Origin of the sequence: Nocardia neocaledoniensis (assembly GCF_003182135.1) — a bacterium.
GTDB lineage: Bacteria > Actinomycetota > Actinomycetes > Mycobacteriales > Mycobacteriaceae > Nocardia > Nocardia neocaledoniensis.
Genome location: NZ_QGTL01000002.1, coordinates 237010 through 256106, shown reverse-complemented (window position 1 = coordinate 256106; position 19097 = coordinate 237010). Strand labels below are relative to the sequence as shown.

Below are 19097 nucleotides of genomic sequence, written 5' to 3'. Positions count from 1 at the left end.
TTACACAGGATGCTCGGCGCGGGCCGCCAACCCGAGCGCCACGTCCACGAGCAGGAACGCCAGCAGACTCAGGCCGAGCAGCGGCAGGAACCAGCCCACCAGCAGGGCGGCGGCCACCAGCGGGACCGTCAGCCACGGCGAGGTCCGGCGCAGCACCCCGCGCCGCGGCGGCGTGCCGACGAGACGACGGCGGGCGCCGCGGGTGGGCCTGCGCTGCCACCACATCAGGTAGCCGAGCACGATCATCGCGACCAGGCCCAACGCCACCGCGAGCAGCAGCAACTGGTTGGGCAGCCCGAACAGCAGGCCCATGTGGAAGGCGATGCCCCAGTTGGTGAGCTTGGCCATCAGCGGCCAGTCCGCGTAGGCGAGCGAGTCGGTGACGGTGCCGCTCGCGCCGTCGACCGCGACGCTGTCGATGGTGTAGGTGCCGGGTGCGCGGACTTCCTTGACGCCGAACGCCTTGTCCGGTGTCGCCGGGACGGCGATCTCGGCACCCTGGGTGATGCCGTTGGCGCGGGCGGTCTCCCAGACCCCGTCGAGCTGGGCGATCCGGGTCTGCTGGTCGACGACCGCGGGCGCGACCTGCCCCGCACCGTGGTGGTCGCCTCCTGTCGGCTGTGCGGGGGCAGCTCCCGAGCCGTGGTGATCACCGCCGGCCGACGGTGCTGCCGCGCCGGGCAGCCCCACGCTCACCGCGGGCGTGGTCCAGCTCAGCTCCTCCCGCAGTTTCGTGACGTTCTCCCCGCCGTACGCCGACCAGGTGACACCCGTCGTCGACAGCAGCAGCGCCACCGGCAGCAGCCAGAAGCCCAGGGCGCCGTGCCAGTTCAGCTTGCGTCGCTTGGGCTCGGACAGATCCGGCGCTGCCAGCCAGGCCGCCGACCGCCGCGCCCGGCGCTTGCGCACCCGATGCACCCACAGGACCAGGCCGAACAGCGCGATGACCCACAGCCACGACGCCGCCAGCTCGCTGTAGACGCGGCCCGGCTCGCCCAGGTGCAGGCTGCGATGGAACTCGCTGATCCACGCGCGCAGCGGCAGGGCGCCGCTGCTGCCGTAGACGACGGCTTCGCCGACCGGTTGCGCGGTGTGCGGGTCGACGAACACCGAGAGCCGCTCGGAATCGCCCAGCGCGGGATCGTTGAACAGGACCCGGGTGGTCTCGCCCTCGCTCGGCGCGGGCGCCACGGCCACCAGGGTCAGGTCGGGTTTGCTCGCGACGGCCGCGCCGACCTGCGCCGACAGCGTCTGCTCCGGACCGGAGGTCTCGACCCGGAGCAGATCGCGGGAGACGAAGCCCTCGATGGTCGGCGCCATCGCGTACAGCGCGCCGGTGAGCGCGGCGATCAGAATGAACGGGGCGACGAAGATCCCCGCGTAGAAGTGCAGCCGCAGGGCCAGGGGATACAGCCGCTGGCCCCGCCGTGCGCGGGCGGGTGGAGTGGGTGGTGCCGAGGTGGTTTCCTCGGCCGAACGAGTGTCCGTGATGCTCATGATGATTCGTTTCTGCAGATCGGAACCCGGTGCGCACGACCATCGCGACGCGCGTGTCAGCGACAGCGGCGGCTACCGCAGCTACCGCAGCTATGGCAGCTATGGCAGCTATGGCGGCGACCGCGGCGGCTACAGCAGCGACGGCGCCGACCGCAGCGACGGTGGCTACGGCCGTGACGGTGCCGATGGCAGCGATGGCGGCTACCGCAGCGGGGCGCTAACGGCAGCTACCGCAGCAACCGCGGCCCGACGCGAGTTGTCCGGGCGTCGGCTGCGGGCGAGCCGTGTTCGCCGCCAGCTCGACAGGCCACAACTGCGAAGCCCGCTGTGGACCGCGCCGCTGTCGCGCGCATGGCCGCCGACACCCGTCGTAGCCAGGCATGACCACGCGGTGTGGCGACCGGATGCGCGGCCAGTGGTGTCGCCACGCGCCGCGGAGATTCACGGCGCGCGGTGTCGGCCGGGCGTCACGGGCTCCGAAGGCAGCGTGTGACGCGGACCGCCGGAGGATCGGCCGTCGCTGACGGAGCGCACGATGATGCGTGCACCGGGTGAGGGAAAGGATCAGAAAGAGATCGCGAGCGGGGGGCCGCGAGTGCGCAGCGTGGCGGCGGCGAGGATCCGCAGGATGACGCGGTCCCGGTGGGCCAGGCGCAGCGGCGCGGGGGCGGGAATCCGGGGCGAGCGGTAGCGCAGGGGGAGCAGCCGGGCCAGGGCCGTGCCACCGATCCGGTACGCCGCCTCGACACCGAGGATGACCACTGCCGCGACGACCGCCGCGATCGTGTGCGCCAGCAGCATGCCGAGCCCGAGGGAATCCTGGGCGTGGTGCCCGTGCCCGGACCAGCTCATCGTCGTGTGCCCGAGCAGCTGCCCGGCCAGCAGCACTACGGCCAAGCCGACAGTGCCCGATCGCAACGGCCCGAAGCCGCTGACGAGCGCGCCGACCACCGCGGCGACGGCGGCCAGCAGGACGAAGGTCGTGCTGCCGGGCAGCGCGCCCCCGGAGGCCACGCCGTGCGCGGCCAGCGCGAGCGCCCCCGACATCGAGCCCGCGCAGCCGCCGCGCAGCCGCGCGCCGAGGGCACGCGGCGGCGCGGCGGCGCGCCGGAACTCGATGATCACCGGCTGATGATAGACGACGGCGGGAACCGTCCTCCCCGGATCAACTCTCCTGGACGTCCATCTCGATCAGCGGCTTGCGCAGCAGCTTGCCGGTCGCGTTGCGCGGCAGCTCGTCGACGAAGATCACCTCGCGCGGCACCTTGTACCTGGCCAGGTTCTCCTTGACGAAGTCCTTGATCTCCTTCGGGTCGCGCGCCGACTCCGGGCCCGGCACCACGATCGCGCGCAACCGCTTGCCGTAGTCGCGGTCGTCGACCCCGACCACCGCGGCCTCGAACACGTCGGCGCGGCCCGCGATCAGGTTCTCCACCTCGAGCGGGAAGACGTTCTCGCCGCCGGAGACGATCATGTCGTCGTCGCGGCCGTCGATGTAGAGCAGCCCGTCGGCGTCGAAATGGCCGACGTCGCCCGAAGACATCATGCCGTCGACGATCTCCTTGGTGCGGCCGTCGGTGTAGCCGGTGAACGCGAAGCCGTTGTCCACGAAGATGGTGCCGGTGACATTCGGTTCGGTGATCGGCTTGCGATCCTCGTCGAGCAGCACGATGCGGATGCCCACGGGCGCCTTGCCCGCGGTGGTCGGCGACTTGCGCAGGTCGGCGGGGGTCGCGACGGTCATCACCGCGCACTCGGTGGAGCCGTAGAGGTTGTAGAGACTGTCGTTGAAGTAGTCGAGCGTGCGGGTCACCACGTCGGGCGCGATGGCCGAGCCGGCCGCGAAGATCACCTTGATCGTCTTCGGGTCGTACTTCGCCAGGATCTGCTCGTCCAGATCGAGGATGCGCTGCAGCATGGTCGGGACCACGACCAGCGAATCTGCCTGGTACTTCACGATATTGGCGAGCGTGCGCTCGGGATCGAAGCGGCGCTGCTGGAAGATCACCCGATTGCCCAGCGCCAGCCCGAGGGTGAACTGCGACAGGCCGGTGCCGTGGAAGATCGGCGCCGCCATGATCATGGTGCCGTTGTTGGGCAGCGGCACCCGGTCGACGAACTGCGCGGAGGCGAAGGGGCTCACCTTGTCGCGCGGGGCGCCCTTGGGGGTGCCGGTGGTGCCGCTGGTCAGGATCACCATGCCGCCCGGCTTGGCGGGCGGGGTGAGCGGGGTGACCGAGCGACCGGCGCACAGCGATTCGACGGTCGGGATCGCCGGGTCGACACCGTCGGCCTCGTCGACCCAGGTGAGCACCCGGGGGATCTCGGCCGGGATCGCGCTCATCAGGTCGACGAACTCGCTGTCGTGCAGCACCGCCTTGACCTTCTCGCGCGCGGCCACGTCGGCGAACTGCGGCTTGGCGAACCCGGTGTTCATCAGCACCGCGCGCACGCCGAGCTTGCCCGCCGCGAGCAGGCTCAACACCATGCCGCGGTGGTCGCGGGCCAGCACCGCGACCACATCGCCCTCGTTGATCCCGGAGGCCCGCAGGCCCCGGGCCAGCGCGTTGGACTGCTCGTCGAGCATGCCGAAGGTGAGTTCACCGCGCTCGTCGACGATCGCGCCCGCGTCCGGCCGCGTCTGCGCGGCGTGCATCACCACGCCGGCGAACGGGCCGAACTTCGAGACGTTGCGGAAGGAACGGGCGGCGTGATCCAGGCGCAGCGGATTGAACAGCTTGCGATCCATCATCACTTTGACGCCGAGCGCGAAATCACCGGCGCGCCGGGCCGTGCCACCGATCGCGGGCAGAGACAGAGACATCGAACAGCCTTCCGGCAGACCGATCCCACGACGAGGCGCGGGGCCGGACCGCGTCATCGAGATCCAGTGCTGGTGCTAACAATAGCAAGCATCGGTGGCTGGGATCACTGTGAAACCTCATAGTCCACCAGCACCCGGCGCAGGATCTTGCCGGTCGCGTTGCGGGGGAGCTCGTCGAGGAACACCACCTCACGCGGCACCTTGTACCTGGCCAGGTTCTCCTTGACGTGCGCCTGCAGGTCCTCGGCGGCTGTGCTGTGTCCCGGTTCCAGGACCACGAAGGCGCGCAGTCGCTTGCCGAATTCCACATCGTCGACGCCGACGACCGCCACGTCGAACACGTCGGGCCGCTCCACCAGGAGGTTCTCCACCTCCTGCGGGAAGACGTTCTCGCCGCCGGAGACGATCATGTCGTCGTCGCGCCCGTCGACCATGAGCAGGCCGGAGGCGGTGAAGTGGCCGACATCGCCGCTGGACATGAATCCGTCGATGATCTGCTTGTTCCGGCCGTCGGTGTAGCCCTCGAAGGGCGCGCCGCTGCGCACGAAGATCCGGCCCGCGGTCTCGGGCGTCTCGACCCGCTGGTCGTTCTCGTCGTAGAGGCGGACTTCGCAGGTGATCGGCGAGCGCCCGCAGGTGCCCGGCGCCTCGGCCAGCTCGGCCGGGTTCGCGATGGTCGCGATGGCGACCTCGGTGGAGCCGTAGAGGTTGTAGAGCACCGGCCCGAACGCCTCGGTGGCCTTGATGCACAGCTCGGGCGAGAGCGCCGACCCGGCGAACAGGATGACCTTCAGCGAGGACAGGTCGTACTTCGCGCGCACATCGGCGGGCAGTTCGGTCATCCGGTGCAGCATGGTCGGCACCGCGACCAGCATCTCCACCTTGTGCTCGGCGATGGCGGCCAGGGTGGCCTCGGCGTCGAAGCGACGGCGCATGACGATCTTGTTCGACAGGATCGTGCCGACCAGCCAGGTGCCCAGGCCCGTGCTGTGGAAGATCGGCGAGACGATCATCATGGTGCCGCGCTTGGGGAAGGGCACCCGGTCGACGAACTGCGCGGTCGCCATGGGCGTCACCTTGGTGCGCGGTGCGCCCTTGGGCAGGCCGGTGGTGCCGCTGGTGAGGATGATGAACCCGCCCGGCTTGCTCGGCGCGGGCAGCGGGTCGGTGGAGTTGCCCGCGATGAGATCGTCGAAGGTCGTCGCGCCCTCGGGGATCGCGGTGCCCTCGTCGACCCAGGTGAGGAAGCGGGGCAGCTCGGCGGGCAGCGCGTCGAGCAGGCCGAGGAACTCGCTGTCGTGCAGGACCGCGCGCACGTGCTCGCGCTCGCAGACCTCGGCGAACTGCGGCTTGGCGAAACCGGTGTTCATCAGCGCGATCCGCGCGCCCAGCTTGCCCGCGGCGATCATCGACATGATGAGTCCGCGATGGTCGCGGGCCAGCACCGCGATCACCATGCCCTCGCCGATGCCTGCGTCGTGCAGGCCGCGGGCGATGGCGGTCGACTGGTCGTCGAGTTCGCGGTAGGTCAGTTCACCCCGCTCGTCGGCCAAAGCGATCTGCTCGGGCGCGACGCGGGCGGAGTGCCGGACGAGGGTGGCCTGCGGGCCGTAGATCTTGGATTCCTTCATGGTCCGCAGCGTCTCGAGCGGCTTGGTCGGATCGGTGACGCCGCGCGAGCGCAGGACCCCGAGTGCCTTCACGGTTTCGAGCAGATGGGACACGTTCACTCGGGCTACCTCCACAGCGTCGATCTCTGGAACCCAACGGTATCAGTAGGTGTGCCTCACATCACAGTATTAATCGGTCATTTCGGGCAAAAGTCACTATCGCTGCGCGCTGGCCAGGGCCGCGAGCAGCGGGATGAGCCGGCCTTCCGGAACCTCGAAGCGGCCGAGGCCCGCGGTCTGCAGCCAGCCGACCGCGGCCAGCTGGCGCAGATGCTGATAGATGTCGGCGGAGGAACCCAGCTCGGAGATCGCGGCGAGATCGGCGGCGGTCCTGCGCCCGTACACGATCTCGCGCAGCAGCCGCAGCCGGACCGGGTTCGCCAGGGCAGCAAGGCAATTGGCGACCTCGGTGGTCCATTCCTCGCCGACGATGGTGTCGATCGGGAACTGCGCCTGCCAGTCGAAGCGCTCACCGGTCGGCAGGTGCAGCGCCCCGGCCATCAGCACGCCGCCGTTGCGGACCGCGGCGGCGTCGAACTCCTCCCGCAACCGCGCCACCGCCCACGGCAGCTGCGCGCCGTCGCCGCCCTCGGGCCGCGCGTCTTCGAGGGCGGCAACCCGCCGTTCCAGTTCTTCGAGTCGGTCGACCAGATCCACGCGGTCAACCTACGCCACACCGAACGCCTCGCGCTGCTTCCGCGACGAGCGCGCGCCCCGGAACCTCGCGGATTCCGGGGCGCGCGGCCGAATGGGACTAGCGGGTGACGGCGCCGAAGGACGGCTGCTGGATGTGGCCGAGCTGGTAGGCGTACCCGTCCGGGTGCGCCTCGTCGACCGGCACCGACCAGCGGTGCCACAGGCTGCCGTACACCGCGGCGACCACCAGGCCGCCGCCGGTGTCCAGCGGCGCGGTGCGGATGGTGGTGTCGACGGGCACGTCCTGGTGCTCGGTCAGCACCGCCGTGCCGCTGCGGCCGTTGGACAGGTTCAGCCACATCACCTCGAGCTTCGCGCCGCCCTGGTTGGGCGAGATGGTGCCCGGACCGCCGAAGAAGCCCATGCGGAAGCCGTCGATGTCGAGGGCGATGCCGGAGCCGTAGACGCCGGGGCCGCCGCCGTTCTGGCCGATGTCGGAGGTCGCCGGGATCTGGAACGGCTGCGCGGGCAGCGCGACGTCGACGGTGCCCTTGTCGACCAGCTGATCGAGAGCGGCCAGTGCGCCCGGGTTGCCCGCGACCGAGGTCCGCAGCTGTGAGACCGCCGCGGCCACGTCGACCGTGGACTGGGGTGCCGGCTCGGCCGCGGCCTGGCCGGCGAAGACGAGGGCGACGGCGGCCGAGGCGGCGGCCATCGCGGTGGTGAGGCGACGCGTGAAACTCAGATGATGCATAACCAGCTCTCCTCGAGTGTTCCTGGTACAGCTTTGTCTGGTGAATCGTTCGCTCCGGTCGGCCTGCGGCGACCGACCTCGTTGTGCACCGTAACCGACGGCGCTCACGGCATCGGCGCGACCTGTACTTTGTAGCCGCGATAGAGCTCGGGCTTGGCGGTGAGTACCGGCATGTCGAGGTTCTGCGCGGTGAACACGACCGGGGCGATGAGCGGCCATTCGGTGTGATCGTCGGCCATCGGCACGGTGGTGCCGGTGCGGATGGCGGTGGCCGCGTCGAGTTCGGCCCAGCGCACGGCGACACGGTTGTCGAGCAGGCGCCCGAGCTCGTCGATGTTGTCGACGGCGCGCATCGCGGCCATCAGGCTCACCGTCGGCACCACCATGATCCGGCGTTGCTGGGTGAACTGCCGCATGATCACCTGCCCGAACAACGGCGACAGCGCGAGGGAGGTGAGCGCGGTGTGGTCGGCGACGCTCACCGGGTGCTCGCGCCCGTGCCGTCCAGCGCGCTCATGAGTTTGTCCAGCTTCGCTTCCGCGTCGGCGATGTCGGCGGCGGAATGCGACTTGATCCGGTCGTCGAGACCGCCGAGGATCTGTTGCCGCAGATCGTCGTTGAAGTACGCCGGGGGCAACGCCCCGTGCCGCAACACCTCAGCGGGCACCACCGCGACCAGCTCCTTCCCCTCCCGCGTCACGATCACGGGTCGTCCGCTCGCGGACACCCCGTCCAGCACACTACCGAGCTGCCCCCGCAGTTCGGTCAACGGCACAGTTTCGTAATCGGCCATATTCCACTGTACATCGGGGTGTACACCCGTGTCGCCGGTTCAGGCGGCCTTGCGGGCCGGTTCGCTGCGGTACCTGGTCACCGGGCCGTCGATGCCGAGCAGGCGCCAGGTCAGCTTGGCGACCGGGTTCATCAGGCCGCTGTTGGTGGCCAGCGCGCGCACGTCGCCGAAGATGTTGCGCATGGTGGTCTGCGATTCCGCGCCGCCCCAGTACGCCTCCCGCATCACCTCGGCCGGGATGTCGAACTTCTCCACGAACTCCTTCGGCGGCGTCATGATCATGTCCAGCATCACCCGCATCGCGACCGGGAAGGCCACCGACAGCACCGATTTCGCGATCGGGTTCATGCCGGGGACGTTGCGGCGCAGGTATTCGTGGGCGAAGGAGATGTGCCTGGCCTCCTCGGCCACATGGATCTGCATCACCCGCTGCACCATCGGATGCAGATCGACACCGGCGCGCAGCAGCGACTTCTGCAGGTGATCGATCGGCTCCTCACCACCGAGGATCATCGTGAAGAACAGCTCGGGGAAGTACTTCACCGCGGGCCAGATGGCCATCGTCAGCTTGCGATCGATGCTGCCCATGCCCACCACATCGCGATAGCCGATGCGGTTGATCATCTCCTGGAACATCATCGTGTGGTTGCACTCTTCGGCCGCCTCGTGGGTGACGTACCGGAACTCCGGATCACCGTTGGGCACCGAGACCAGATACTGCATCAACCCGCGGATCAGCAGCTGCTCGAAATCCAGGCCCACCTTCGCGATCCCGGCCTGACGCCACATCCCCATCGCGATCCGGCGCTCCACCGGCTGGGCCTTGTACCAGGGGTGGCGGCCCAGCGGGTCCTCCTCCGGCATGATCCAGCGCGGATCGTCGCTGTGCACGGCGAACTCCGGCGAATCCCAATCGATGTCGACATAGGGATCGAAATGCCGGTTCACCGAACCGTCGGACAGATTGCGCAGGATCTCGTGGTACTCGGGATCGGTGGCGGTGTTCTTCGTCGTGGTCGACAGCATCGGCGATGTCTCCTTCGTGGGGTGGCGCAGGTCTCACGTTATATGAGACTCGCGGTCCCACACAACTGGGTGGCGCCGAATTTCCGGCTGCTGCGCGGTCTACCTGCGCCGACGTACGATGAGGCAGCGCGAATCGGTTCGGACGGTTGACCAGTCTGTCTAGGAAACGAGGATTGCGATGGCACAGCTGACCCCCGCGAAGGCCGTCTGGCCCAGCCTGCGCGTCGACTCCTGGGCCGATACCCGCGACACACTGCACATGTGGACGCAGATCATCGGCAAGCTGAAGATGGAGGGCACGCCGCTGGTCAACCACTGGTGGAACGTCACCTTCGCGGTCAACGCGCGGGGGTTGTCGACCGGTGCGATCCCCGTCGACGGGCGGCTGCTCGACATCGAATTCGATTTCCACGACCACGAACTCGTCCTGCGCACCAGCGACGGTCGCCACGCCACCGTCGCCCTGCGCCCGCGCACGGTCGCCGACTTCTACGCCGAGCTCGGCCACGTGCTCGGGCGTCTCGCGATCGTGATCGACATCGAGGCCTCACCCAACGAGGTGGACCCCGCGATCCCCTTCGCCGAGGACACCACCCACCATTCGTACGACGCGGGCGCCGTCGAACTCTTCTGGCAGCAACTCGTCCAGATCGAACGGGTCTTCCAGCTGTGGCGCGCCGGATTCGCCGGGAAGACCAGTCCGGTGCACGTCTTCTGGGGCTCGCTCGACCTCGCCTGCACCCGCTTCTCCGGCCGCACCGCGCCGACCCACCCCGGCGGCGCCCCCAACTGCGCCGACTGGGTCATGGAGGAGGCCTACTCCCGCGAGTGCGCCAGCGCCGGGTTCTGGCCCGGCGGCACCGAAGGCACCTTCTACGCCTACTCCTACCCGGCCCCCGAGGGCTACTCGTCCCAGCCCGCCGGCCCCGTCGGCGCCGAATGGGACGCCACCCTGGGCGAATTCGTCCTGCCCTACGAGGTGGTCCGCGAGAGCTCCGACCCCGACGCCACCCTGCTCCACTTCCTCGACGCCACCTACGCCGCAGCCGCCGACCTCGCCTCCTGGGACCGCAAACTCCTCGACATCAACCCCCACCGCCTCGACCGCCGCATCCACCACGACGACACCACCGCGATGTGATCCCGCCCTCAGGTGTTCCAACCCGGTAGGTCGCCGTCGCGATGCGGCCCCAGGTGATGCCGGTCAGCCCAGCGATGATGTCGAAGACGAAGTCCTCGCACCGGTGCCGTCACCGACCGTACGTTCACCGTTGCGGAACGGGCGGGCGCTGGATACGTTGACGCGGTGATTCTTTCCACTGAGAAGGGCGCCGTGCGCCTCGGTCGGTGATCCCCCGCAGGCCCCAGGCCCCCGGTGGGCGCTGTCGTGGGGGTACTGGGTCGATCACCCGAGATCGGAAGCGCTCGCCGCGCAACCGATGGACAGCGATCAGCGTGATTGGATTCGAATATCGGCCCGGACCGCCCGGACCTCTCGACGTCCCCCAAATCATGCCCAGCATCGATACCATCCCGCTGACCGATCTCATCGACACCTTCGAAACCAGCGTCGGTATGGAGCCTGTGGGCGGCCGTTACGGTGGCCTCGTCCCACTGTATGTCCCGTTCGAGTCGGCGATGGAACATTTTCACGGCTCCTCGCCCCTCACCACGGGACAGAGAACTCCCGTACTCGCTTGCAGCTGTGGGGATTTCGGCTGCTGGCCGCTGTCGGCGCGCATAACCTCGACCGGCGACCTTGTCGTGTGGGACCACTTCGAACAGCCGTATCGCGCCCCTCGTGACTGCGCCGCTTTCGGCCCCTTTCTGTTCGACCGCGAGCAGTACGACAATGCTGTCCGGGGCCTTGACGCAGCCATCGCCGCCGCCGTTCCAGGGTCTCGATGACGTCGAAGTCAGGAATCGTACGCACCGATGCGCAGCGCACTAGACGGGAAACAAGAATCCGGTGCGAGTCATCATGTCGACTCGCACCGGATTTCCTTGTCTACCAGCTCACTTCAGCTCGGCGCTGGTCTTTCCGAGGACGCGGCGAGCCACGATCAGCTGCTGGATCTGCTGGGTATCTTCGAAGATATCGAGGATCTTGCGGCCGGTTTCGCCCATGCTGGCGAAAGCTGCCAAAAACAGCCTATGAGCTGCCGATACACCTCTCGGGAGTTCTCGGCACTTCTGGGTACTTTTGGTGCGCGACGGCCTGTGGACGGCCCGGGGGGACGGATGACGGGACGGCTGGCCCACTTGACCTTCGGTCCAGCCGGTGGATGAAATCACGGGGCCAGAAGCATCTTTCGGTGGTTCGCCGATCGGCACTGACATCGGGGTTGTTCGACATCGTCGTAGTGTGTGTCCCGTTCCGGTCCCGCGAAAAGTCCGAGGTGGGCGTCCGCGGCTGAGATGTCAGACCGGATTCGTAGTCTGAGCTATGGCGGTCCAAGTGGAATCGCCAGCACCGCGAGGGGGACGAAGTGAAGACCTGGGCGCTACTGTCGAAGCTGGGAGAGCAACGACGGCTATCCGGATGAGCTCGGATCGACCTACGTCTACGACAGCGGTGTTGCCAATCACCCCCAGGTCAGTGTCGGGGACATGGTGGTCCTTCGTGATTCCACCTCGGTCCACGGTGTTTCGTGCATCGACCGGATCGACTCCGACCCGGGCATCAAGGTTCGGTATGTGTGCCCGATGTGCAAAAGACCGGACAGGTGCCGCGGACGACCAGGACGCCGAAGTACCTCTGCCGCCACAAGGGGTGTCGCCACGAGTTCCCCGAACCCCTTCGGCTGGAACTCCCCGTTACACGTTACGTAGCCACAGTGCACAGTGGCAAGCGTTGGACGGCGCACTGTCGTTCAGTGCGATCGAGTCGCTCCTGGACGGCGCGCAGCAAAATGCGGTACGACGGTGCGATCCGCAGGGTCTGAGCAAGCTTCTAGACGGACTCGCGGTGCCGCTGCCTAAGACCCCACCGCCTCGCTCAACGCCACCGAAGGGTGGCCGGCGGCAAGCGTTGGTACAAGTTCGCAAAGGGCAGGGCAGTTCCGCAGAGGCTTGTTGGAACGGTACGGACTGCGATGCGCAATCACCGGACCCTATCTCGCCGCCGTGCTGCAGGCAGCCCACCTGCGGGGCTTCACCGAGCACGAGACACACGATCTGGACGAGGGCCTTCTCCTGCGAACTGACCACCATCAATTGTTCGATGCCGGACTGATGGCCATCGAGCCCACAACTCGCTCAGTGACGCTGGCGCCTTCACTCGACGGGTACCCGGACTATCAGAAGCTCCGCGGCCTCGTAATCGACGAGGGACCGTACATTCCGGCCCTCAGCGACCACTACCACTCCGCCACGGATGCCTGGTGATGCGGCAGACCCCACTTGGATAGCCCAGGGCGCAACTAGACTCGCCCGGTGCTGAAAAAACCATCCGAGGGGAACGTGACCTTCCTTGCCCAGAAGCAGCCCGTCGATGAACGTGGTCGCGCGATGTATGCGGTGGCCCGCTCGATCATCAGGGCACAGCTGGACCAGCTCACCAAGGAAGACCTCGAAGATCTTAACCGTGATCGCAAAGACGTGACCCTGCGACAGTTGGCTAAGCTGTCACGGCTAGATCGCGACAAAGGCATGCGAGGCGACGGATTTGAGTGGGCCGTGCACGAAGCAGTTCTGGGCGAGGAGCCGACCGTCCTTGAACCGATCGCTGACGCGATGGGGCGTGCTTCAAAGCGCTTCAGATCTATGGACAAGCCCACCTCGCTACTTTTCGGGTATGAGCGCGCAAAATATCTGGGATTTATGGATGCAATTGTTGAAAACGCCGACTCGGAAGCAGTTCTATTACCGGACGGACGAGGGCGGCCTTACTTGTTCGATGGCCCTTGGATTAGACATGCCGCGCAAGGAGTTATAGCTGAGCCTTTCCTTGGGGAGCGGATAACCAAGGTTTGGAAGACTGATCTATTTATTTCAGATGAGTCTCGGCACCGTCACCTCGCGGCTACAATCAAGAGCAATCATCGCCAACTCGAAGGCGGGCCGGGGCTACGCTTGGCGATCGTCCCGGAGAGTAAAGACTTGTCGGCTGGTGTGCGATATAGTCATGCACACCAACTTTGGCAGGTTACACTTCCGGATCCGAATGGCTTCATGGGAATATTCAACGACGCCTACGCAAGCGTCGCTGAAGCGATTTTCACCCTCGGAAAACACGAACGCGGGCCGTATTTTCTTAAGCCCACACCTATGGGTCAGCGATTGCAGGCGCAGCTTGAGAAATTCAAGAACGCCACAGTGCTGGAGATCGAAGATGCGCTGAATGCGGCTGCGCAACAGGATTTGGTCGGTGTTGAAAACAGACTTGTTTCGGTCGATGCCCCATCTTGGCTGCATCTCAACGCGGCTCGCACACCGGTAATTGCAGCTAAACCGTCGTTCGAGAAGCTGGACTAGGCATCCTGATGGTCGTGGCACTACGCACCTCACCTTGAAGTATGGAGAAATCAACCCCGGTCTCACGCACGACACTCGCTTTCAAGTCGACTGCCGTTCGGCCTTGGGGCGTGTGCTGACGTCCGTACCCCTACATGAAGTGCTGGAATGCTTCCGTGGGGGTCCCGCCATGTCTGGGGCCGTACGGGCGAGTTGTGGCACCGGCGTGACAGTTTTGGTCGTGGCCGGGCTGGGGCTCGCGGCCGACCACCGTCGCGATACCCCGGGTGGACGGATGACGGGACGGCTGGCCCACTTGAACCCCAGTCCAGCCGGCGGGCGAAACGCCTGGTCAGAAGCAACTTTCGGCGGTGCTCCGATCGGCACGGACATGGGGGTTGTTCGGGATCGTTCGTAGCGTGTGTTCCCGTTCTGGTCCCGCTGCGGTCCCGCCAACTACCTGGCGAACCGGAGGTGTCGCCCGTACATGTTCAATCGTTGTTGCCACACTCGGTCTAGCTAGTCTCAGTGGTCTACGCTCGCATCTTGTCATCTCCATCTACTGAACCCAGGAGGCTTCGGTGGCCGAGTCCGGCATTAAAGATCTTGTTCCATTTTATGCCGCACTTCTCATTCAACCTACCAACAGGCACGAGGGATCATTTTCCTATAAGATCATTCGCGAGTTAACAATCGCTGAAGCAGACGAAATATTTTCCGCATACCGCGCACTCGACGAGATACTCAATGTGAGCGTTTTTGCGTACGTGAGAGAAACTCTGAGGAAATTCTTACACACGATACAGGACGATGTCGGCGACATGGAGGGGGCTTCGTCCACCGTGGATGAGCCCGATCTGATAGTAAAACTGGGCCTTCGCATGAGAACGGCAGTGTTGGCACTATGCTCATCGCTCCATTTCCATCAGGAGCACAACTATAAGCAGGTAATCTTGAAGTTCGGCGAAGGAAGTCCGCAACATAAGAAGATGCAGAAATACTTCAATAGGCTGTTTGAGAGATGCCCAGAATACCGACTCCTGTACCACTTGAGGAATACCATGGTCCACTATGCATTGGATGTCATCAAAATCAACGCTGGCTCCAAAGAAGTAGGCGGTGAAGCGAAGGGGTGGACAGACCCTCTGGTTGACCTGAAGTCGATGCTTGAACTGAATACTGAAATTGGCGAAAAGTACCGAATCCAGCTTGCCGCCATGCCGGATGATCCAAGCGTAGTAGAGCTCGTCACAAAGACAATGCCATTGCTATTCGAGACAGATAAAATGGTTGTGCGAATAATTCATCCGGAAGCTGATAAAGCCGTCAAGGTGCTTTCCGATTTCGACGCCTTGTTCGCAGATGAGATTGGCGCAAGAGCCCTATCAACCGGCAAGGTAGTCAATCCTGGATCGTCATTTCAATTTCAGTACTCAGCATTCGCGCACAACGTCCTTGAGGCGGCGCGGCGCGGCACTGTTTGAACGTTCGGATGGTTTGCAACAGCGACGCCTACCAGAAAGGTTGTGATGCTCCAAGGTCGCAGGAGCATCGATCGCTCGTCCTTGGACTCGATGCAGACCCACCGCGCAATCCCGCTCACGTTACACAGCCCGAGTTCCGCCGCAGGAACCCGACGAGACCGCCGAACTCGTTCGGCAGCCTCTCCGCGCAGGTCGGCTCACTTTCAAGTCGAATACCCGATGTGCGCCGCCAGCCTGCCGACGCCCGTACCCTACGTGAAGTTGCGAAATACTTCCGTAGGGGTTCCACTGCGTCCGACGCCGTATGGGCTACTTGTGACACATGCGTGGCACCGGACGCAGCACGTGCACGGTCGGCGCTTTACCGTCCAGGGCACATTGCCCGAGGCTACGAGACGATAATCTTGTGGAGGAGCTCAACGACGAACCGGTGCAGCTCTCCGTACTCGCTCCTGAGCTGCTCATGATCTGGACGGCTCATATTGCCGTGGACAATATTGCTTCGAATCTTATAGACGTTTCCAAAGTAGGTCGATGGGTCGACACCACCGTATATGTTGTCACCCAGTTTGGCCGCCAGCCTACGACCGGCTGCGCCGATGGTCTCCACTTTCCCCCGACTGAGATGGCCAACAACCTCTGTACGCTCCTCGTCACTGAGGTCGCTGTCGCGAACAGCATCCTGAAAAGAAGTGAGCAGTTCACGGACGACTTTCGACTGGTCTGCCCGTTTGATCAGCGCTTCCACCGCTGTAACCAGCAGTACGTACTTCGTCTCTGGGTTTTCAGCGAACCTTGATGCATGCAGGAGACTCAGCGCCAGCGTTTGACGTGCCGACATCTGGGATGCTCTTGGACCTACCTCGCGAATCGCGGTTAGCAACCCCTCAGACGATCGGCCGACTGCGAGATCAGCGGTGAACGCGGAAAACCCAAAGGTCGCGTCGTCGGCCGGAACTGGATAGACCTGCAAGCCATGCCGCTGCTTGAGGATCACGATATCGTCTGGTGAGAATTCTCGTTGACTGAGCGGGATTCGGAGGGGGCGAAGTTCAGCCTCATCGCCGATATCGATGCCGATCGAGCGATCCGAGCACGCCATGAGTAGCTGACGCCGCCAACTCTTACCTGCGCGTATGGCCTCGTTCTCCGTAGCATAGGGCCCGCCTTGGATCAGGAGGTGCGTGGCATCTTTGAACGGTTTAGACTCGTCGATTGGACGAATGATCACCTCTGTCCCTGACTGGGAGTACAGCACGAGCCGTGGACCATCCGTTGTCAGGGACTCGCCGGGCGCAAGCAATATCGTGTTCCGAAAGTTGAACTGAGTCACGCACAGATACTTTCACGAGCGTGAGACTGCAAGTCAGCCGGAACTTTTGGCCCTGCGCTGGGGCTGGGGTGCACACACCGGGGCTGGCTCACCGCCCGCCCCATAGGGCCTGCCTGTCATGCGCAGAGGCTCACAGGTCAAGGGTGGCGAACGCCATCAGCGCAGCTGACGCCAAGGGTGCCTTTGAGGTGTGAGGGGCGCGGGAACACAATGCAGGCCAACCCAGACCAGGGCCACGCGGCCACCGGTCGCGATACCACCGACTCACCGCGGATTCTGTTCGGCAACCGGGTTGGTGCCCTGCCATCCCGCGTGGGGAAGGTGTCCACGCGGGCGGCAGGGGTTCCGGCGAGTCAGTGCGCCGGGGTCCGGGCTGGGATCGGCGTCGTTGGCGATCCACTGTCCGACGTCGTTGTCGGTGCCCGGAAGGGTGAAGGGGCCGAAGCCCCCACGGGCGAGCCCCGCCCTCGCTTCGACGTCCCCAGCGCCTGGTACCTCGACGACCAATCCGGCCGACGTGGCAGAGGCACCCTGACCCGCCCGCGGGGGCTTCGGCCCACCACGCAACGTGCCGAGCGACTTCGCTTGTTCGCCGCTTGGACCGGGACCACAGCCGGTCGACCGGCACGATGCCGGCCGATTCGTTGCCAGGTCGCGGGAGAGACAGCCGGGGACGGCCGACGTCGTGCCCAGCACTGCTCGGTCGGAGCCTGACGCGGCCAGATAGGTGAAGGGGGCGTTCTGCCACGTCGCCGAAGCGGTGCCGACGCGCCCAACGGGCCACGGCGGGCCGGAGCGCAGCGGAGGCCTGGCCGTGCTGCGCGGTGCCGCGCGGCGGCAGCGCTGGGCGGCGCCAGCCGCCCCCTTGATGCGATCGACGACCACTTGAAGTGTTTCCCCGCGTCCACGGTGACGTTGCCGTGGGGCGCTGCTGATGGCGATCCGGTGGCTGTGCCTCTGCTGACCACTAACAGCAGGGGAGAGGCGATGTGCGGCGACCTGTTCAGCAAGATCGTGTGGAAGCCGGCATTCGCCAAAGCGGATCTCGAATACGTGAATCGGGCAGACGGGATGCACTCGGGCCTTCGGCACCTCTATGCCTCGAAGCTTCTCTCTCGTGGCGTCTCGGTCAAGGAGCTCGCCGACTACCTCGGCCACGAGGATCCGGGGTTCACCCTCCGCGTGTACACACACCTACTCCCGTCCAGCCACGAACGCGCCCGCCAGGCCGTCAACGAGTCGGCCCACATCTGGGAGCTTCCTCCCGTCAACGGCCTGGAAGCGGCCTGAGAGGCCATGCACCCGAATCGGCCGGGCCAGGGAAACAAGAATCCGGTGCGAGTCATCACGTCGACTCGCACCGGATTTCTGTTGTCTACCAGCTCACTTGAGCTCGGCGCTGGTCTTTCCGAGGACGCGGCGAGCAACGATCAGCTGCTGGATCTGCTGGGTGCCCTCGAAGATGTCGAGGATCTTCGAGTCGCGGCCCCACTTCTCCAGGAGCAGGCGCTGGGAGTAGCCGAGGGTGCCCGCCAGTTCGACGGACTTGAGAGTCACGTCGGTGCCGGTGCGGCCCGCCTTGGCCTTGGACATCGAGGCCTCGAGCGAGTTCGGCTTCTTGTTGTCGGCCATCCACGCCGCGCGCAGCGACAGCAGGTAGGCGGCCTCGTAATCGGCTTCCAGGCGCAGGAATTCGGCGGCCGCGGCGTGCTGGTTCATCGCGGGGGTGTCGTAGGAGATCTCGACACCGGCGTCGGTGAGGATGGTGCGCAGCTCCTCGAGCGCGGCGCGCGCGACACCGACGGCCATCGCGGCGACCATCGGGCGGGTGTTGTCGAAGGTCTGCATGACCCCCGCGAAACCCTTCTCCACGTTGACTTCCGGCGAGCCGAGGATGTTGTCGGCGGGAATCCGGCAGTCCTGCAGCAGCAGCACGGCGGTGTCGGAGGCCTTGATGCCGAGCTTGTGCTCGAGCCGCGCCACCGACAGACCTGGAGCGTCGCGCGGCACGACGAACGACTTGATCGCCGCGCGGCCCAGGCTCTTGTCGACCGTCGCCCACACCACGATGTGGGTGGAGCGCTCGCCCGCGGTGACGAAGATCTTCTCGCCGTTGAGCACCCACTCGTCGCCGTCGAGCACGGCGGTGGTGGTGACGGCGGCGGAGTCGGAACCGAACGAGGGCTCGGTGATGGCCATCGAGGCCCACACCTTGCCGAACCGCTCCAGCTGCTCGTCGGTGGCGACCGCGGCGATCGCGGCGTTGCCCAGGCCCTGGTAGGGGATCGTCAGCATCAGGCCGACATCGCCCCATGAGGTCTCGAGCGCGTTGAGCAGCGCGGACATGTTGCCGCCGTTGGCATTGGCGACGATGTCGGTGGTGCCCGCGTCGTCACCGCGACCGCCCGCGGCGCCGCCGATCTTCTGGGTGCCGGAGTCGGCGAGGCCCTCCACCATGGCGGCCATGGTGTCGAGCTCGACCGGGTACTCGTGCTCGGCGAGGTCGTACTTGCGGGAGATGGGGCGGAAGATCTGCGCGGCGACCTGGTGGGCCTGGTTCGCGCTCGCCTTCAGCTTCTTGGGGAGTTCGAGGTTGATCATGGAATTCTCCTGGGAATCGAAGAC

18 protein-coding genes are annotated in these 19097 nt (G+C 65.7%); 7 read left to right on the top strand and 11 right to left on the bottom strand.

Annotated elements, in window-relative coordinates:
* The gene (locus DFR69_RS05515) at positions 1-1497 is read right to left on the bottom strand and encodes a PepSY-associated TM helix domain-containing protein (RefSeq protein WP_110036348.1); all 1497 of its coding nucleotides are present in this window, start codon (positions 1495-1497) and stop codon (positions 1-3) included.
* Between DFR69_RS05515 and DFR69_RS34760 the strand changes: the two genes are divergently transcribed.
* Positions 1487-1990, top strand: a complete 504-nt coding sequence (locus DFR69_RS34760) for a hypothetical protein (RefSeq protein WP_186817567.1) — start codon at positions 1487-1489, stop codon at positions 1988-1990. The two genes, DFR69_RS05515 and DFR69_RS34760, sit on opposite strands and share 11 nt — an antisense overlap.
* A gap of 71 nt (positions 1991-2061) precedes the next feature.
* On the opposite strand, the gene DFR69_RS05505 is transcribed toward DFR69_RS34760, so the two are convergent.
* The 8 genes from DFR69_RS05505 to DFR69_RS05470 all read right to left on the bottom strand — a co-directional run bounded on the left by DFR69_RS05505 (position 2062) and on the right by DFR69_RS05470 (position 9200).
* Positions 2062-2622, bottom strand: a complete 561-nt coding sequence (locus tag DFR69_RS05505) for a hypothetical protein (RefSeq protein ID WP_110036346.1) — start codon at positions 2620-2622, stop codon at positions 2062-2064.
* 40 nt (positions 2623-2662) lie between these two features.
* Entirely contained in the window at positions 2663-4321 is a 1659-nt protein-coding gene (locus DFR69_RS05500) for an acyl-CoA synthetase (RefSeq protein WP_110036345.1), read from the bottom strand.
* Between the two features lie 104 nt (positions 4322-4425).
* Positions 4426-6051, bottom strand: coding sequence for an acyl-CoA synthetase (locus DFR69_RS05495; RefSeq protein WP_110036344.1), 1626 nt, complete (start codon positions 6049-6051; stop codon positions 4426-4428).
* A 96-nt stretch (positions 6052-6147) separates the two neighbouring features.
* Complete coding sequence (locus DFR69_RS05490; RefSeq protein WP_110036343.1) at positions 6148-6648, bottom strand: ArsR/SmtB family transcription factor; 501 nt, start codon at positions 6646-6648, stop codon at positions 6148-6150.
* 97 nt (positions 6649-6745) lie between these two features.
* Positions 6746-7381: a hypothetical protein gene (locus tag DFR69_RS05485; RefSeq protein WP_110036342.1), complete on the bottom strand. Its 636-nt coding sequence runs from the start codon at positions 7379-7381 to the stop codon at positions 6746-6748.
* Positions 7382-7485: 104 nt separating this feature from the next.
* On the bottom strand, positions 7486-7863 hold the full coding sequence (locus tag DFR69_RS05480; protein ID WP_110036341.1) for a PIN domain-containing protein: 378 nt from the start codon (positions 7861-7863) through the stop codon (positions 7486-7488).
* On the bottom strand, positions 7860-8174 hold the full coding sequence (locus DFR69_RS05475; protein ID WP_110036340.1) for a type II toxin-antitoxin system Phd/YefM family antitoxin: 315 nt from the start codon (positions 8172-8174) through the stop codon (positions 7860-7862). The genes DFR69_RS05480 and DFR69_RS05475 overlap by 4 nt, the downstream gene beginning before the upstream one ends.
* 39 nt (positions 8175-8213) lie before the next feature.
* Positions 8214-9200, bottom strand: a complete 987-nt coding sequence (locus tag DFR69_RS05470; RefSeq protein WP_110036339.1) for an AurF N-oxygenase family protein — start codon at positions 9198-9200, stop codon at positions 8214-8216.
* Positions 9201-9378: 178 nt separating this feature from the next.
* Between DFR69_RS05470 and DFR69_RS05465 the strand changes: the two genes are divergently transcribed.
* The 5 genes from DFR69_RS05465 (at position 9379) to DFR69_RS33840 (ending at position 15139) form a co-directional block, all read left to right on the top strand.
* Complete coding sequence (locus DFR69_RS05465) at positions 9379-10341, top strand: DUF5996 family protein (RefSeq protein ID WP_110036338.1); 963 nt, start codon at positions 9379-9381, stop codon at positions 10339-10341.
* 371 nt (positions 10342-10712) lie between these two features.
* Positions 10713-11108, top strand: a complete 396-nt coding sequence (locus tag DFR69_RS05460; protein ID WP_208643913.1) for a hypothetical protein — start codon at positions 10713-10715, stop codon at positions 11106-11108.
* Between the two features lie 1164 nt (positions 11109-12272).
* A complete protein-coding gene (locus DFR69_RS05455; RefSeq protein WP_110036337.1) occupies positions 12273-12587 on the top strand; it encodes an HNH endonuclease signature motif containing protein in 315 nt (104 codons plus the stop codon).
* Between the two features lie 48 nt (positions 12588-12635).
* Positions 12636-13676, top strand: a complete 1041-nt coding sequence (locus DFR69_RS33845; RefSeq protein WP_146229201.1) for a hypothetical protein — start codon at positions 12636-12638, stop codon at positions 13674-13676.
* A 560-nt stretch (positions 13677-14236) separates the two neighbouring features.
* The gene (locus DFR69_RS33840; RefSeq protein ID WP_146229200.1) at positions 14237-15139 is read left to right on the top strand and encodes a hypothetical protein; all 903 of its coding nucleotides are present in this window, start codon (positions 14237-14239) and stop codon (positions 15137-15139) included.
* Between the two features lie 388 nt (positions 15140-15527).
* On the opposite strand, the gene DFR69_RS33835 is transcribed toward DFR69_RS33840, so the two are convergent.
* Positions 15528-16472 carry a HEPN domain-containing protein gene (locus tag DFR69_RS33835; RefSeq protein ID WP_146229199.1) on the bottom strand — a complete coding sequence of 315 codons (945 nt, stop codon included), beginning with the start codon at positions 16470-16472 and terminating at the stop codon, positions 15528-15530.
* A gap of 945 nt (positions 16473-17417) precedes the next feature.
* Here DFR69_RS33835 and DFR69_RS35065 point away from each other — a divergent pair.
* Positions 17418-17762 (top strand): tyrosine-type recombinase/integrase, encoded by a 345-nt coding sequence (locus tag DFR69_RS35065; RefSeq protein WP_244198104.1) that lies wholly within the window; start codon positions 17418-17420, stop codon positions 17760-17762.
* A gap of 93 nt (positions 17763-17855) precedes the next feature.
* Here the strand turns inward: DFR69_RS35065 and DFR69_RS05445 are convergent, their stop codons facing one another.
* Positions 17856-19073 (bottom strand): acyl-CoA dehydrogenase family protein, encoded by a 1218-nt coding sequence (locus tag DFR69_RS05445; RefSeq protein WP_110036335.1) that lies wholly within the window; start codon positions 19071-19073, stop codon positions 17856-17858.
* Between the last annotated feature and the right edge of the window lie 24 nt (positions 19074-19097).

Coding starts and splice junctions, on each gene's coding strand:
- DFR69_RS05460 (WP_208643913.1), top strand. CDS start 10,713: ATGCCCAGCATCGATACCATCCCGCTGACCGATCTCATCGACACCTTC.
- DFR69_RS05515 (WP_110036348.1), bottom strand. CDS start 1,497: ATGAGCATCACGGACACTCGTTCGGCCGAGGAAACCACCTCGGCACCA.
- DFR69_RS05445 (WP_110036335.1), bottom strand. CDS start 19,073: ATGATCAACCTCGAACTCCCCAAGAAGCTGAAGGCGAGCGCGAACCAG.
- DFR69_RS05485 (WP_110036342.1), bottom strand. CDS start 7,381: ATGCATCATCTGAGTTTCACGCGTCGCCTCACCACCGCGATGGCCGCC.
- DFR69_RS05465 (WP_110036338.1), top strand. CDS start 9,379: ATGGCACAGCTGACCCCCGCGAAGGCCGTCTGGCCCAGCCTGCGCGTC.
- DFR69_RS05475 (WP_110036340.1), bottom strand. CDS start 8,174: ATGGCCGATTACGAAACTGTGCCGTTGACCGAACTGCGGGGGCAGCTC.
- DFR69_RS05500 (WP_110036345.1), bottom strand. CDS start 4,321: ATGTCTCTGTCTCTGCCCGCGATCGGTGGCACGGCCCGGCGCGCCGGT.
- DFR69_RS05470 (WP_110036339.1), bottom strand. CDS start 9,200: ATGCTGTCGACCACGACGAAGAACACCGCCACCGATCCCGAGTACCAC.